Here is a 14,610-nt window from a genome sequence, read left to right on the forward strand (position 1 = left end):
TCACCTTTTCTCACATAATGGCGTGCTATCTTTCTTAGACTAAAGTCATTCGAGGAGTCTTTTATGTACGTTCTGGTAACAGGTGGTAGCGGTTACATCGGTAGCCATACCTGTGTGCAATTGATTGAAGCTGGCTACCAACCGGTCATCCTCGATAACCTTTGCAACAGCAAATCCAGCGTATTAGCCCGGATACATGCCCTTAGCGGCTATACACCGAAGCTTTATCAAGGTGACATCCGTGACCGCGCTTTACTCGACCGAATATTTGCTGAGCAGTCTATCCATGCAGTCATTCACTTTGCTGGCCTGAAAGCCGTGGGTGAGTCGGTCAGTAAGCCACTGGAATATTACAATAATAATGTCTTCGGCACCTTAGTATTGCTGGAGGCCATGCGTGCTGCACAGATCAAAAACTTTATCTTCAGTTCCTCTGCCACGGTCTACGGTGATCAGCCACAAATTCCGTATGTCGAAAGCTTCCCGACCGGCTTGCCATCCAGCCCGTATGGCCGTAGCAAGTTGATGGTTGAGCAAATTTTGCAAGATGTGCAACTGGCTGACCCACAATGGAATATGACCATTCTGCGCTATTTCAATCCCGTTGGCGCACATCCGTCAGGCTCTATGGGTGAAGACCCACAAGGTATCCCGAATAACCTGATGCCATTTATTGCACAAGTTGCCGTTGGTCGTCGTGAGTCGCTGGCCATATTCGGTAATGACTACCCGACACCTGATGGCACCGGGGTACGCGATTATATTCACGTGGTCGATTTAGCAGATGGCCATGTGGCGGCGATGAAAAAACTACACAATCAGCCTGGCGTGCATATTTTCAATCTGGGTGCCGGCGTGGGTAGCAGTGTTTTACAAGTGGTCGAGGCATTCAGCAAGGCGTGTGGCAAGCCGCTGGCCTACCATTTTGCCCCGCGCCGCGAAGGTGACTTACCGGCTTACTGGGCAGATCCGAGCAAAGCTGCCGCACAATTGGGTTGGCGGGTACACCGCTCGCTTGATGAAATGGCGGCAGATACCTGGCGTTGGCAATCCAATAATCCTCAGGGTTATCCCGATTAAGGTGTTGTTATGACTGATTTTAACCCTGTGGATCATCCACACCGTAGATACAATCCATTAAGTGATCAATGGGTGCTGGTCTCACCTCATCGGGCCAAGCGCCCATGGCAAGGCCAGCAAGAGGCCCAGGCGACGGAGAATTTACCGGCGCACGACCCTGATTGCTTCTTGTGCCCTGGTAATACTCGGGTGACCGGCGATGTCAATCCTGACTATCCATCAACCTATGTGTTTACCAATGACTTTGCCGCGCTGATGCCAGATACACCTGATGCGCCGCAAAGTGATGATCCCTTGATGCGGAGCCAAAGTGCGCGCGGCACCAGCAGGGTTATTTGCTTCTCACCTGACCACAGTAAGACGCTGCCGCAACTCTCTTTGCCTGCGTTGGAAGATGTTATTCAGACCTGGCAGCAACAGAGTGCCGAATTAGGCCAAACCTACCCATGGGTGCAGGTATTTGAAAATAAAGGCGCGGCGATGGGGTGCTCAAATCCGCATCCCCATGGCCAAATTTGGGCCAATAGTTTTTTGCCAAATGAAGCAGCACGGGAAGACAGCCTGCAACAGCACTATTTTCAGCAAAATCAGTCCCCCATGCTGGTCGATTATGCTGAACGTGAGCGTCGTGACGGCAGCAGGACGGTAGTTGAAACCGAGCACTGGCTGGCGGTAGTGCCCTATTGGGCAGCATGGCCGTTTGAAATATTATTACTGCCCAAAGCCCATGTGCTGCGGTTAGAAGACCTCTCTGTGGAACAACGCAGTTGTCTCGCCATTGCCCTGAAAAAGCTGACCAGCCGCTACGACAACTTGTTCTCGTGCTCTTTTCCCTATTCGATGGGGTGGCATGGCGCACCGTATAACGCAAGCGACAACACACACTGGCAATTGCATGCTCATTTTTATCCGCCGTTGCTGCGTTCGGCGTCGGTACGTAAATTTATGGTGGGTTATGAGATGTTGGCTGAAACCCAGCGCGACCTTACAGCAGAACAGGCGGCTGAACACCTGCGGGCAGTAAGTGATGTTCATTATCGAGAAGCCGGAGTCAAATAATGAGTTTAAAACAGCATACCCAGGCTATTTTCCGCCAACAGTTTAATCAAGAACCTGACATTACTATCAAAGCGCCGGGTCGCGTCAATCTTATTGGCGAACACACCGATTATAACGACGGTTTCGTGCTGCCCTGTGCTATTGATTATGAAACCGTCATCAGTTGTGGCAAACGTGATGACCGCCAGATTCGTGTTATTGCTGCTGATTATGAAAATCAGCAGGATATATTCTCACTGGATGCGCCAATCGTCCCACATGCCGAATACCGCTGGGCGGATTACGTGCGCGGCGTCGTGAAACACTTGCAACTGCGCCATGCCGATTTTGGTGGTGCAGATCTGGTGATCAGTGGCAATGTGCCACAAGGTGCCGGTCTCAGCTCTTCAGCATCACTTGAGGTCGCGGTCGGGCAAGCGTTGCAGTCTCTTTATCAATTGCCCCTTAGCGGTGTCGATCTGGCGCTAAATGGGCAAGAGGCAGAGAACCAGTTTGTTGGCTGTAACTGCGGCATTATGGATCAGCTCATTTCAGCGCTGGGTAAACAAGATCATGCACTACTGATCGATTGCCGTACCCTTGAAACCCGTGCCGTGGCAATGCCGGAAAACGTTGCGGTCGTCATCATTAACTCCAATGTGAAACGGGGTCTGGTTGATAGCGAATACAACACCCGCCGCCAGCAATGTGAAACTGCCGCCCGTTTCTTTGGTGTTAAAGCCTTGCGTGATGTGGATCCAACCCTGTTCTTCTCTATTCAGGATGAGCTGGATCCCGTCGTCGCTAAGCGTGCACGCCATGTAATTACCGAAAACGAACGCACGCTAGCGGCAGCTGATGCCCTGGCCTCCGGTGATTTGAAATTGATGGGGCAATTGATGCAGGAGTCTCATATTTCGATGCGTGATGACTTCGAGATCACAGTTCCGCCGATCGATAGCTTGGTGGATATTGTGAAATCCGTTATTGGGGAGCAAGGTGGTGTTCGTATGACTGGCGGGGGGTTCGGTGGCTGCATTGTCGCACTGATGCCAACGTCGCTGGTTGAGCAGGTTCGTGCAGCCGTAGCCCAGGAGTATCCGGCTCATAGCGGCGGTAGGAAAGAGACCTTCTACGTATGTCAGGCTTCACAAGGAGCGGGTTTATGCTGAAAAACGACGCTGCATCATCAAGCAGTGTTGACCAGTTAGCACCAGATGGTCACCCCTTTGAATTGACCGAATTGCATAATAAAGCCGGTATGAGTGTAACGCTGATGGACTGGGGCGCAACCTGGCTATCTGCGGTCCTGCCGCTGACCGATGGCGAAAAGCGCGAGCTATTGCTGGGCTGCCAGACTCCCGCAGACTACCTACGTCAAGCCGCTTATCTTGGTGCCACCGTTGGCCGCTATGCCAACCGTATTGCTAACAGCCAAATCACGGTGGAGGGTCAAACCCTCAATCTGTTACCTAATCAGGGACCTAACCAACTGCATGGTGGTCCTGAAGGTTTCCATGCTCGCCGCTGGCAAAAGGTTAAGCAGGATGAGAGGCAGGTGACTTATCAACTGCACTCACCTGATGGTGATCAGGGCTTCCCCGGTAATCTGACCGCCGAAGTGCAATATCTGTTGACGGAAGATAACCGATTGGAGATCCACTATCAGGCTCAGGTCGATAAAACCTGTCCGGTGAATCTGACCAATCATGCTTACTTTAATCTTGATGGTGAAGGGCTGGACGTACGGGCGCATCGGTTGCAGCTATTTGCGGATCGTTACTTACCGGTTGATAGTGAGGGGATCCCAAGCGGCGGATTGGCTAATGTTGAGAAAACCGGTATGGATTTCCGACAACCAAAAACATTGGCACGCGACTTCCTGCAAGACCGTTGTCAGCCGCGGGTTAAAGGCTATGATCATGCTTACCTGCTCCATCGTACTTGCGGTGCAACGGAAAGCCCGGCGGCTCATCTGTGGTCATCTGATAACCGGGTACAAATGAGTGTTTATACCACCGCACCTGCGTTGCAGTTGTATAGTGGCAACTTCCTTGGCGGAACACCGGCCCGCAAAGGGGGCACTTACGCCAGCTACACCGGCGTAGCGCTGGAAAGTGAATTCCTACCTGATAGCCCTAACCACCCCGAATGGCCACAACCTGATTGCTGGCTAAAACCGGGGAAAACCTACCGCGCCACCACGGTTTATCACTTTATCGCGCTATAAAGCTATATACCCAACAGATTTCAAGATGCAGGAAGACGAGATCCCGATGAGCTGACATAGGTCAGTGATTCGGGTGACAAATCGGTCGGGAACCGATTTGAACGCTGTTTGAAAGATGACGGGGATAACTACCCATATTGAGCACTGCCGACTACGCTTAACAGCATCTATCTGCGGTGATACTGACCTGTTTCCCGCCCTTTCCGACCCTCAATATTATTTAAGGAATGTTTATGCGCCTAACTACCCTATGGTTACTCTGTGCGGGATTACTGCTTAGTGTCAATGTGATGGCAGCAGATACGGCGAAAACACCGTCACCCGCTCAGGCCGCACAACAGAAGAAGATGACTGACTGTAATCAGCAGGCAACGACCCAATCACTGAAAGGCGATGATCGGAAGAAGTTTATGAGTCAGTGCCTGAAAGCGCAGATTCATCCCGATGAAAAAGCCCTGACGCCACAACAGCAGAAAATGAAAAGCTGCAATGCCGACGCAGCGACCAAAGCGTTAAAAGGTGATGAGCGTAAAACCTTTATGAGTACCTGCCTGAAGAAAGCCGCCTAATCCCCGCAGCCGGAGGGGTATTTAGTACCCCTCTTTTAATTGGATATAAACCGATACCTAATAAATATCAAGATCCAGGAAGGCGGTAAGCGAGGGAACCCCAATGAGCTTAACTTCCGCTAAAAAATTGGCTATGGTTAAACACAAACCATTGCTGTTGGCGGCAATCCCGCAATATAATGATAATAGTTATCATTGAATATTAATCTATACCCTCCGGTAATAGCGTGGTTAGACAGCGTCTTCAAGTCCGAGGGGTATAGAGATTGAGTTTCACATTAAAGGAGTTAACGCTATGGCAGTAACTAAGCTGGTTCTGGTACGACACGGCGAAAGTCAGTGGAACAATGAAAACCGCTTCACCGGTTGGTATGATGTTGATTTATCTGAGAAAGGCCGTGGAGAAGCACAAGCGGCGGGCAAGCTGTTAAAAGACGAAGGTTTCGCGTTTGATTTTGCTTATACCTCAGTACTGAAACGTGCTATCCACACCTTGTGGAGTGTGCTGGATGAACTGGATCAGGCCTGGCTGCCAACGGAAAAAACCTGGAAACTGAATGAGCGTCATTACGGCGCACTGCAAGGTCTGGATAAATCAGAAACTGCGGCCAAGTATGGCGACGAGCAAGTTAAATTGTGGCGTCGTGGTTTTGCTATCACCCCACCTGCGCTGGAAAAAAGCGATGAGCGCTTCCCTGGTAATGACCCACGTTACGCAAAACTTACCGATGCAGAACTGCCAACCACAGAAAGCCTGGCGCTGACCATCGAACGCGTTATTCCTTACTGGAATGAAGTGATCAAACCCCGCATTGTCAGTGGTGAGCGAGTCATTATCGCCGCCCACGGTAACTCTCTGCGAGCATTGGTAAAATATCTGGATGACCTGAGCGAAGATGAAATTCTTGAGCTGAACATCCCAACTGCCGTACCTTTGGTGTATGAGTTTGATGAAAACTTCAAACCAATCAAACGCTACTATCTGGGTAACGCTGATGAAATCGCGGCTAAAGCCGCCGCTGTTGCTAACCAAGGCAAAGCGAAGTAATCATCCCTGATTAGCACCATTTAAAAACCCCCGAACATGATCAATGCCGGGGGTTTTTATTTGCCTGCTCGCTATTATTGGCGGCGCGCTTTGACGGCATCTGCTAACTCACGTAATACCGTTTCGGTGTCTTCCCAGCCGATACACGCATCGGTGACACTTTTGCCGTAAGTCAGTGGTTCGCCACTTTCCAGATTCTGATTGCCTTCCACCAAATGACTTTCAATCATCACGCCCATAATCGATTTTTCACCATGAGCAATCTGGTTGCAGACATCTTTACTGACGTCCATCTGCTTTTTAAATTGCTTGCTACTATTAGCATGGCTGAAATCGATCATGATCTGTGGTTCCAGGCCCGCTTTACTCAGCCCTTCTTTAACCGCAGCAACATGAGCACTGCTATAGTTTGGCTCTTTGCCACCACGCAGAATAATATGACAATCGTCGTTACCGGCGGTATTTACAATCGCTGAATGACCCCATTTGGTCACTGACAGGAAGCAGTGCGGTGCACTAGCCGCATTAATGGCATCGATAGCGACCTTGATAGTGCCATCGGTGCCATTTTTAAACCCAACCGGGCAAGACAGACCTGAAGCCAGCTCACGGTGAACCTGAGATTCAGTGGTACGGGCGCCGATGGCACCCCAGCTCATCAGGTCAGCCAAATACTGCGGGGTTATCATATCCAAAAATTCACCCGCTGCTGGCAGCCCGCTCTCGTTGATATCTAACAATAACTTACGCGCGATACGCAGACCGTCATTGATGTCATAGCTAGCATCCATATGCGGATCGTTAATCAGACCTTTCCAACCCACCGTGGTACGCGGTTTTTCAAAATAAACCCGCATCACCACTTCAAGCTCGCCTTGCAGTTCTTCACGCAGGGTTAGCAAACGGGCCGCATACTCTTTGGCCGCTTGGGTATCATGAATAGAGCATGGACCGATGACAACCAACAAACGGTCGTCTTGGGCACGCAGGATGTTATGAATAGCTGTGCGGGTCTTGGATACCGTCTCTGCTGCGTTCTCACTGGCTGGAAACTTCTCTAACAAAGCAACAGGGGGCAGGAGTTCCTTAATTTCATTAATCCGTAGGTCATCATTCAGGTAATTCATAGTTCTTCCATTAAGTCTTGTGACGGTCATCGCACAACGTCTATCGGTACCAATCTAGTTGAACCAATCTAGCTGGTGAATTGAACGCTGTAAATCTACTTTATTACATTTGGTGTTCTGTGCAGATAAACAGCAATAATGCGGTTTACTCGATTAGGTATCAACTTATTGAATGAAGCCATCAATTTTTATCTGGATTGTTATTTGTTATAAAATCATTAATAAGAGTCATACTCGGTTATCACCCCCCTCTTATCCCTAAAGGTTAATACGGTTTATGCCTAGGTTACTGTTAGTTGATGATCACCCCGTGGTGCATGTTGCCCTTGAAGCTGCACTGATGCGCGCGACACCACGTTATCATCTGCATTGCGCTGCTGATGACCAGCAGGCATTGGCCTTATTGGCGGAATATCACTTTGATCTGTTAATTTTGGATATCAGTTTGCCACAGCTTGACGGTTTGCAGTTTTTACGCAAAATCCGCCGCCACTATCCACAGCAGTCCATCATGATTTACACCGCCCAGGAAGAAGAGGTTTATGCCAAAATGGCTTATTCCGCTGGGGCACAGGGTTTTATGCATAAAGGGCAGCCGATGGATAACCTATTGCAAGCCATTGATGCCGTTATTGCCGGCCAACGAGTATTCCCCGCCAGTACGCTGGATAGCAGCTCCACACCTAACGATGAAAAATACCATTTAACCCAGAAAGAGCTGCAAATATTGGGATTACTCAGTAAAGGCCATTCTAATTTACATATTGCTGAGTTACTGAATATCAGCAATAAAACTGTCAGCACACATAAGAAAAATATTCTCAATAAAACCGGTGCAGCAAATTTACTGGCATTAATTGCCGTATTTAACGAGCTACAACCATGAGAAAATGCGGGTTAGTATTGCTATTCATTGTCCAATTCTGCCTGCTGCTACCCGCACAAGCGACCTCTACTTTGCACTACAATTTAGTTAGCAGCTTGAACATACCGGCCAGCACACCGTTTATCACACCTAATAATCCATGGCGTAATGCCACTTTGCGGGTTGGCATCCTCAACGACAATGTGAGCCCGTATAATATTATTGTCGATGGTGACCTGTACGGTCTGAATGCCGATTACCTTAACTATATTAAGCAAGCAACCGGGGCCAATGTGGAGGTGATAGGCTTCTCCGACGCCACAACCCTGAATCAGGCATTAAAACAAGGTGATATCGACCTACTGTTTGGTTTACCTCGCAGCGCATTAAATCCCAACTTATATATATCAAAACCTTACTATGTCAGTAAGTTACTGGTGTTACGTAGCCGCCAAAATAGCCGTCAGGTAATGTTAAACTCGGCTGATGCGCGCATTGCTATTAGTAAAATGGCCGGTATGCAGTTGGTCGATGAAATTCAGAATAAAACCCCGCATAACCAGCTGTTTGATAATAATCTGCAAGCCATTTACTCCTTATTAAACGGCCTTAATGACTACTTTATTGCCGATGAAACCAGTGCCAGCTTTATTATTGATCAACTGCAACTGGGGCAAATTTATCAGGTTGAGAATGATATAAAGCCCGGCAGTATCTCTTTGGTGTTTGCGGCAACCAATCCGGCATTGATAGAGACGCTTGATCACGTTATCAGCAACGTCCCTATGGACGTTCTTAATACCATTCAGGGCCGCTGGAGTAAAAAAATTCCCAGCTATCTCGATACCGGTAATGCTGATCTTACCCGCATGGAGCAAGAATGGGTTAAGGCCCATCCCGTGGTGTATTACGCCGCCATCGATGATGACTATCCCTTTACTTATCGTGGCAGCGATAAACAACCACGCGGCTATATTGTCGATATTCTCAATACCATTGCGCAAAATACTGGCCTGCAATTTTCGCCTGTCTGGAGCAGTAACCCACGGTTGGCCGATCAACTGGTGCAACAAAATAGGGCCATGATGCGGGCTTTACTGCCGCTAGCCGGTAGTTTCAAAGCGCAATATGACAGCTCGATGCCCATTCACCGTGCCTTGTGGGGGGTGTATACCAACGCGTTCACCCATAACGTCTCAACGTGGGGAGATCTATCTGGCAAGCGTCTCGGTGTGGTGGAAGGGGATTTAGGTCAGCAACTGATCCCCCCCCAGACCTTGGCCACTGTCTTTGCTAACCGTAAGGCAATGTATGATGCACTGGCTAATGGGCAGTTGGACGGGTTGATTGATAATGTCATCTCCGCCAATTTTATGGTTCTTTCCCGCTATTCCGGGGTCATCAAACTGGCATTTGCGGCAGATAACATTGCTTATCCACTGGCCTTTGGCGTCGCCCAACATTCACCGTTACTGCTGTCGATTCTCAATAAAAACTTGCTACAAATCCCCCCCGCCACCCTACAATCACTGCGTGATGAATGGGTATCCGATCCTCGCAATATTATTGATGCGGTAAATGAAAATCGCATGATGCCCCCTGCCACCTGGTTGTTTAGCGCCCTTGGCGGGCTATTGATACTGCTCTTGGTGGTGATGGCCCGCCGTTTTATTCAGCGGCGCAAAGAGCGACGTGAGCGAGAAGTCTTGGAACAGGCGCGCCTGCAAGCCGAAACCGCTAATCAGATGAAAAGTAAATTTCTGGCAACTATCAGCCATGAGCTACGAACACCAATGAATGCCATCCTTGGTTTGTTGGAACTGGAGCTTAAAAAAAACACTATCGCGCAGGGTAATTTGCCCGTTATTTACAGCTCAGCATCATCGTTATTAAGTCTACTCAATGACCTACAAGATTATGCCAAGTTGGAAATTGGCTCGTTACAGCTTTTACCACAACCTACTGCGTTGATTCCTTGGATTAATCATATTCGCGCGGTTTATCAACCGCTGTTGGGTATGCGGCCGATAACCTTAAATGTCAGTTACAGTGATAACTTACCTGAAACAGTTCTGCTTGATGGCGGTCGCTTACTTCAGGTCATGAACAATCTAATTAACAATGCCATTAAGTTTACCCGCCAAGGCGAAATTAATGTTCGGATGGCGTGGCAACCGCAGCACGAAGGGCAAGGAGAGTTGATATTGCAGGTGGAGGACAGTGGTTGCGGAATAGCCGCTGCGGAAATACCCCACCTGTTCCAGCCCTTTTATCGGGTTGAGAGCAGCAACAATCTGATGATCCCAGGCAGTGGTTTGGGTTTATCGATCTGCAAAGAGCTTATTGACCGAATGAATGGCACTATCAGCCTAGCCTCAGAGCTGAATAAAGGCACCGTGGTCACCATCAAATTATTGCTTGCCATGGAGACGGTATCGCCGCCAATCCTGAGGCCCGCAACAGAAATTACAGACACGTTATGCCGGTCTCCTCTTCGTGTCGCGATGGTTGATGACCACCCGAGTAACCTCCTATTGATGCAACAACAGCTCAGGCATTTTGGTATTGAATCCGAGCTGTTTGATAATGGCCGCCAGCTATTACACGCTCATTTTCAGCAACCGTTCGATGTGCTGTTTGTCGATTACAATATGCCCACTCTGGATGGTTTTACCCTGGCGCGAATCATTCGCCGACAAGAGCGCCCATCTCAGTCTAAGGCGGTAAAAATCATCCTTTGCTCGGCCGATGTACAAGAATTTACCCGTATCCGGCCTGGGAATATCGTTATCGACCATTGGCTGACCAAACCGGTGACACTCAGTGATATTGAGCGGGTATTACGCATACAAACCGTTATGACCACAGAGCAACCGGTTTACGATAACCTGCGGGAAATACTATTACGATTGGGTAATCAAGACCCAATTATGGTGCGCAAATTAGTGGTGACGCTGCTTGATTCCATGGTGCATGACCGCCAACAACTTGCACTGGTACCACAGCCGCTAGCGGCCCGTGCACAGGTATTACACCGCATTAAGGGCAGTTTTCTGATATTGCAAAATGCCGCAGGTGCCGCATTATGTCAGCAGTTAATTAGCCAATGCCAGCAAGGAAAAATCGCTCCTGCGGCCTATACTCAACTGCAGAATCTATTAGCACAGTTGATTAAAGGTTTGAATCAAACCCTGTCAGAGCTAACATAAACCGACAGTTCGGTGCACACATCTTATGGTCCAAGGATAACTATGGCTGTATCTTCATTTTTCCCCCAAGACAGCAACAGCAAACGCCTACTGATAGCTTTTGTGGTTACCACTCTGTTTATGGTGGTGGAAGCCATTGGTGGCTGGCTATCGGGTTCGCTGGCATTATTGGCGGATGCCGGACATATGCTGACAGACTCGGCCGCATTATTCATCGCATTGATGGCAGTTCATTTCTCGCAGCGAAAACCTGACTCTCGCCATACCTTTGGTTATTTGCGCCTGACCACACTGGCGGCGTTCGTCAACGCGGCGGCATTATTGTTGATTGTGGTATTGATAGTCTGGGAAGCGGTACGGCGTTTCTTTTCTCCCCATGAAGTGATGGGGATGCCGATGTTATTCATCGCCATCGCCGGATTATGTGCGAATATTTTCTGCTTCTGGATACTGCATCGTGGCGAGGAAGAAAAGAATATCAATGTGCGCGCCGCAGCCTTACATGTGCTGGGAGATCTATTAGGTTCCGTTGGGGCGATAGTGGCTGCCGTGGTCATTCTGACTACCGGCTGGACACCTATTGATCCGATATTGTCGGTATTGGTCTCAGTGTTGGTGCTCCGCAGCGCCTGGCGGCTGCTGAAAGAGAGTTTTCACGAACTGTTAGAGGGCGCGCCGCAAGAGATTGATATCACCAAATTGCGCAAAGACTTATGTGCCAGCATATATGAAGTGAGGGACGTTCATCATGTTCACTTATGGCAAGTTGGCGAAAAACGGCTAATGACGCTGCATGTGCAAGTGATCCCTCCGAGGGATAACGATGAATTATTGCATCGTATCCAGCACCATTTACTGCATCACTACAATATTGGGCATGCCACCATTCAAATGGAATATCAGCATTGTGCCGCACCCGATTGTGGTATTAATCAGACCGCCAGTAACGACGCGCACCATTACCACCCTCACTGAGGGCAAACAGGCCACTGTTTCAACGGAGATAAGCCCGATAAAACAGTGGCCTGACTTAGCCGCTAGTGACTCTGAGTTGATAACGGACGTGAATGATTTCTTGCCGCGCTCTTCATCCACAACCAAGAGCCATTCAGGGCAATCAGTGTCAGTATCACGTATTCCAGAGCCATCGCATAAACCCCCTGATAGGCGAAAATCGCTACACTGATGACATCAATCACCACCCAAATCAGCCAGTTCTCAACATATTTGCGTGTCATCAGGATCATCGCCACAATTGATAACACCATCATGGTGGAATCCCAGAATGGGAATGCATCAGGTTGCAGTTCAGGCATTTGCACATTAGCGCCCAAACGCTGCATCACCACCACTGCGGCACGGGTCAACCCGGCAAAAACAGTATCAATATGCAAGGTCATTAAAGCGATACCAGCCACGCACACTGCGCCCCAAATCAATGCTTTCGGCAATGATAACCAGCGAATTTTCAATTCAGCTTGATTATCAGACGTTTGCTTACTCCAAGCATACCAGCCATAGATATTAGCGACGAAGAAGAACAACTGTAATAGCAGGCTGGCATAGAGCTGAATCTGGAAAAAGATTACCGCAAATAACGTCACGTTAATCAGGCCAAACAAATAGTTAATTATCTTCTCTTTGCTGGCAAACCAAATACAGAGTAATCCAAACAGGGTACCAATCGCCTCTATCCATGAAAGGTCATACCCCCCCGCACCCAGCGGAATATGCACCAATATATTGCTTGTACTGAGGAAATCCATCTGGCAATCCTTTTATTGGGGAGAAATAATAAGTATTGAGGTCAATCGGTGTCATTTACGACTTAGGCATTGCCTTTGACCTGTAACTTCAACTGGTTGGCAAAATCCAACATCCGATTCAGCGGTATCAGCGCCTGCTGACGCAATTCTTCATCGACATGTATCTCATGCATTACACCTCCCTGCTCCAGCCCCTCAGCAATCGCTCTGAGACCATTCATTGCCATCCACGGACAGTGAGCGCATGTTCTGCACGTCGCACCTTCACCCGCCGTCGGGGCTTCGAATAATTCTTTATCTGGGCACGCCTGCTGCATTTTGTAAAAAATGCCACGGTCAGTCGCCACAATAAGTTTTTGCTGTGGCAACGTTTTTGCAGCCTGAATCAGTTGGCTAGTCGAGCCGACAGCATCAGCCATATCAACCACGGCCTGGGGTGATTCCGGGTGAACTAACACCGCAGCATCAGGATGCAGTACTTTCATGCGAGCCAGTGCCTGGGTTTTAAACTCGTCATGGACGATACAGGCCCCCTGCCAGCACAATACATCGGCCCCACTCTTCTTCTGCACATAATTGCCCAAGTGGCGATCCGGCGCCCAGATAATTTTCTCACCCAAGCTATCGAGATGCTCAATAAGCTCAACCGCAATACTGGAGGTCACTACCCAATCAGCTCGGGCCTTAACCGCCGCAGAGGTATTGGCATACACCACTACGGTGCGGTCTGGATGACTATCACAAAATGCGGCAAATTCATCCGCCGGGCAGCCTAAATCCAGTGAACACTCTGCATTTAGGGTTGGCATCAACACTTGCTTCTCAGGGTTCAAGATTTTGGCCGTCTCTCCCATGAAACGCACGCCGGCGACCAGTAATGTCGATGCCGGATGGTTATTACCAAATCGTGCCATTTCAAGGGAATCGGCGACGCAACCGCCGGTTTCTTCGGCTAAAGCTTGGATTTCGGGATCAGTATAATAGTGAGCGACTAACACTGCATCGCGCTGCTTCAGCAGTGTTTTGATCTTCTCACGGTAAAAGGCTTTTTCCTCTTCATCCAAAAGGACAGGCCGTGGAGGAAATGGATAAATAGCCGCATTTACATCAAAAGTTTCACTCATCGCTCACATCTCTGTTGCCAGTTATTCCAGAGTCAGCAAACGTTGCTGGCTGCCAGTAAGACTTCATTTGTTTTTTATCCTAAACAAAATACCCAATATCCAGCTAAAAGTCGCCCAAAATTGTCTGATAATGGTGAAAATGTTTAATGGAGTTAAAAATGAGATGGAAAAGTGAGATACAGATGGAATGTCAGAGAATTATAGGGGGAACTTTGGGACACTGAGATTAGCAGTATATGTAACATTGCAGGGAAAAGGTATCACTGGGGGGTATAATGGTAGGTTGTGCGGGATTACTTGACATAATGGTGGGTCGTGCGGGATTACTCGTCCTGCGGACTCGCCCTTCGGGTCAACGCTACGCGTTGCTGTCTCGCTTCGCTCGGCTCGAACCTTTACGGCTCTCATCCCTACGATTTGATACCCTAATAACTCTGCATAATGGTGGGTCGTGCGGGATTCGAACCTGCGACCAATTGATTAAAAGTCAACTGCTCTACCAACTGAGCTAACGACCCATTATGTGTACTACTAATGACAATTCAGTGCCTGTC

The 14,610-nt window shown here is 48.8% G+C and carries 12 protein-coding genes, 1 tRNA gene and 1 other RNA gene; 9 read left to right on the forward strand and 5 right to left on the reverse strand.

Going from position 1 to position 14,610, the window contains the following annotated elements; all coding sequences use genetic code 11:
* Positions 1–63 precede the first annotated feature (63 nt).
* The 6 genes from galE (at position 64) to gpmA (ending at position 5,965) form a co-directional block, all read left to right on the forward strand.
* On the forward strand, positions 64–1,080 hold the full coding sequence (gene galE / locus V1955_RS15120) for a UDP-glucose 4-epimerase GalE (RefSeq protein WP_372568873.1): 1,017 nt from the start codon (positions 64–66) through the stop codon (positions 1,078–1,080).
* A 9-nt stretch (positions 1,081–1,089) separates the two neighbouring features.
* Positions 1,090–2,139, forward strand: coding sequence for a galactose-1-phosphate uridylyltransferase (gene galT / locus V1955_RS15125; protein ID WP_442821107.1), 1,050 nt, complete (start codon positions 1,090–1,092; stop codon positions 2,137–2,139).
* On the forward strand, positions 2,139–3,290 hold the full coding sequence (gene galK, locus V1955_RS15130; protein WP_083159560.1) for a galactokinase: 1,152 nt from the start codon (positions 2,139–2,141) through the stop codon (positions 3,288–3,290). The genes galT and galK overlap by 1 nt, the downstream gene beginning before the upstream one ends.
* Entirely contained in the window at positions 3,284–4,348 is a 1,065-nt protein-coding gene (galM, locus tag V1955_RS15135) for a galactose-1-epimerase (protein WP_442821108.1), read from the forward strand. Before galK ends, galM begins: the two co-directional genes overlap by 7 nt.
* Before the next feature lie 233 nt (positions 4,349–4,581).
* The gene (locus V1955_RS15140; protein ID WP_372568872.1) at positions 4,582–4,917 is read left to right on the forward strand and encodes a PsiF family protein; all 336 of its coding nucleotides are present in this window, start codon (positions 4,582–4,584) and stop codon (positions 4,915–4,917) included.
* A gap of 295 nt (positions 4,918–5,212) precedes the next feature.
* Entirely contained in the window at positions 5,213–5,965 is a 753-nt protein-coding gene (gene gpmA / locus V1955_RS15145; RefSeq protein WP_083159566.1) for a 2,3-diphosphoglycerate-dependent phosphoglycerate mutase, read from the forward strand.
* Between the two features lie 74 nt (positions 5,966–6,039).
* Here gpmA and aroG read toward each other — a convergent pair whose 3' ends face one another.
* A complete protein-coding gene (aroG, locus tag V1955_RS15150) occupies positions 6,040–7,092 on the reverse strand; it encodes a 3-deoxy-7-phosphoheptulonate synthase AroG (RefSeq protein WP_083159568.1) in 1,053 nt (350 codons plus the stop codon).
* 277 nt (positions 7,093–7,369) lie between these two features.
* On the opposite strand from aroG, the gene V1955_RS15155 reads away from it, so the two are divergent.
* From V1955_RS15155 to zitB, 3 genes are read left to right on the forward strand one after another with little or no spacing between them, the layout of a single operon-like run.
* Positions 7,370–7,978: a response regulator gene (locus V1955_RS15155; protein ID WP_083159570.1), complete on the forward strand. Its 609-nt coding sequence runs from the start codon at positions 7,370–7,372 to the stop codon at positions 7,976–7,978.
* Positions 7,975–11,166 (forward strand): ATP-binding protein, encoded by a 3,192-nt coding sequence (locus tag V1955_RS15160; protein WP_442821109.1) that lies wholly within the window; start codon positions 7,975–7,977, stop codon positions 11,164–11,166. Before V1955_RS15155 ends, V1955_RS15160 begins: the two co-directional genes overlap by 4 nt.
* A gap of 42 nt (positions 11,167–11,208) precedes the next feature.
* Entirely contained in the window at positions 11,209–12,141 is a 933-nt protein-coding gene (gene zitB, locus V1955_RS15165; protein WP_083159572.1) for a CDF family zinc transporter ZitB, read from the forward strand.
* 62 nt (positions 12,142–12,203) lie between these two features.
* Here zitB and pnuC read toward each other — a convergent pair whose 3' ends face one another.
* The 4 genes from pnuC to V1955_RS15185 all read right to left on the reverse strand — a co-directional run bounded on the left by pnuC (position 12,204) and on the right by V1955_RS15185 (position 14,574).
* Positions 12,204–12,932 carry a nicotinamide riboside transporter PnuC gene (gene pnuC, locus V1955_RS15170; RefSeq protein WP_083159574.1) on the reverse strand — a complete coding sequence of 243 codons (729 nt, stop codon included), beginning with the start codon at positions 12,930–12,932 and terminating at the stop codon, positions 12,204–12,206.
* A gap of 62 nt (positions 12,933–12,994) precedes the next feature.
* Complete coding sequence (nadA, locus tag V1955_RS15175; protein WP_083159576.1) at positions 12,995–14,056, reverse strand: quinolinate synthase NadA; 1,062 nt, start codon at positions 14,054–14,056, stop codon at positions 12,995–12,997.
* A gap of 306 nt (positions 14,057–14,362) precedes the next feature.
* Positions 14,363–14,484: non-coding RNA, RtT sRNA (locus V1955_RS15180), on the reverse strand.
* Between the two features lie 14 nt (positions 14,485–14,498).
* Positions 14,499–14,574, reverse strand: a tRNA-Lys gene (locus V1955_RS15185).
* Positions 14,575–14,610 lie beyond the last annotated feature (36 nt).

The sequence above is a fragment of the Yersinia sp. 2545 StPb PI genome (genome assembly GCF_052217125.1).
In the GTDB taxonomy this organism is placed as follows: Bacteria; Pseudomonadota; Gammaproteobacteria; order Enterobacterales; family Enterobacteriaceae; genus Yersinia; species Yersinia enterocolitica_E.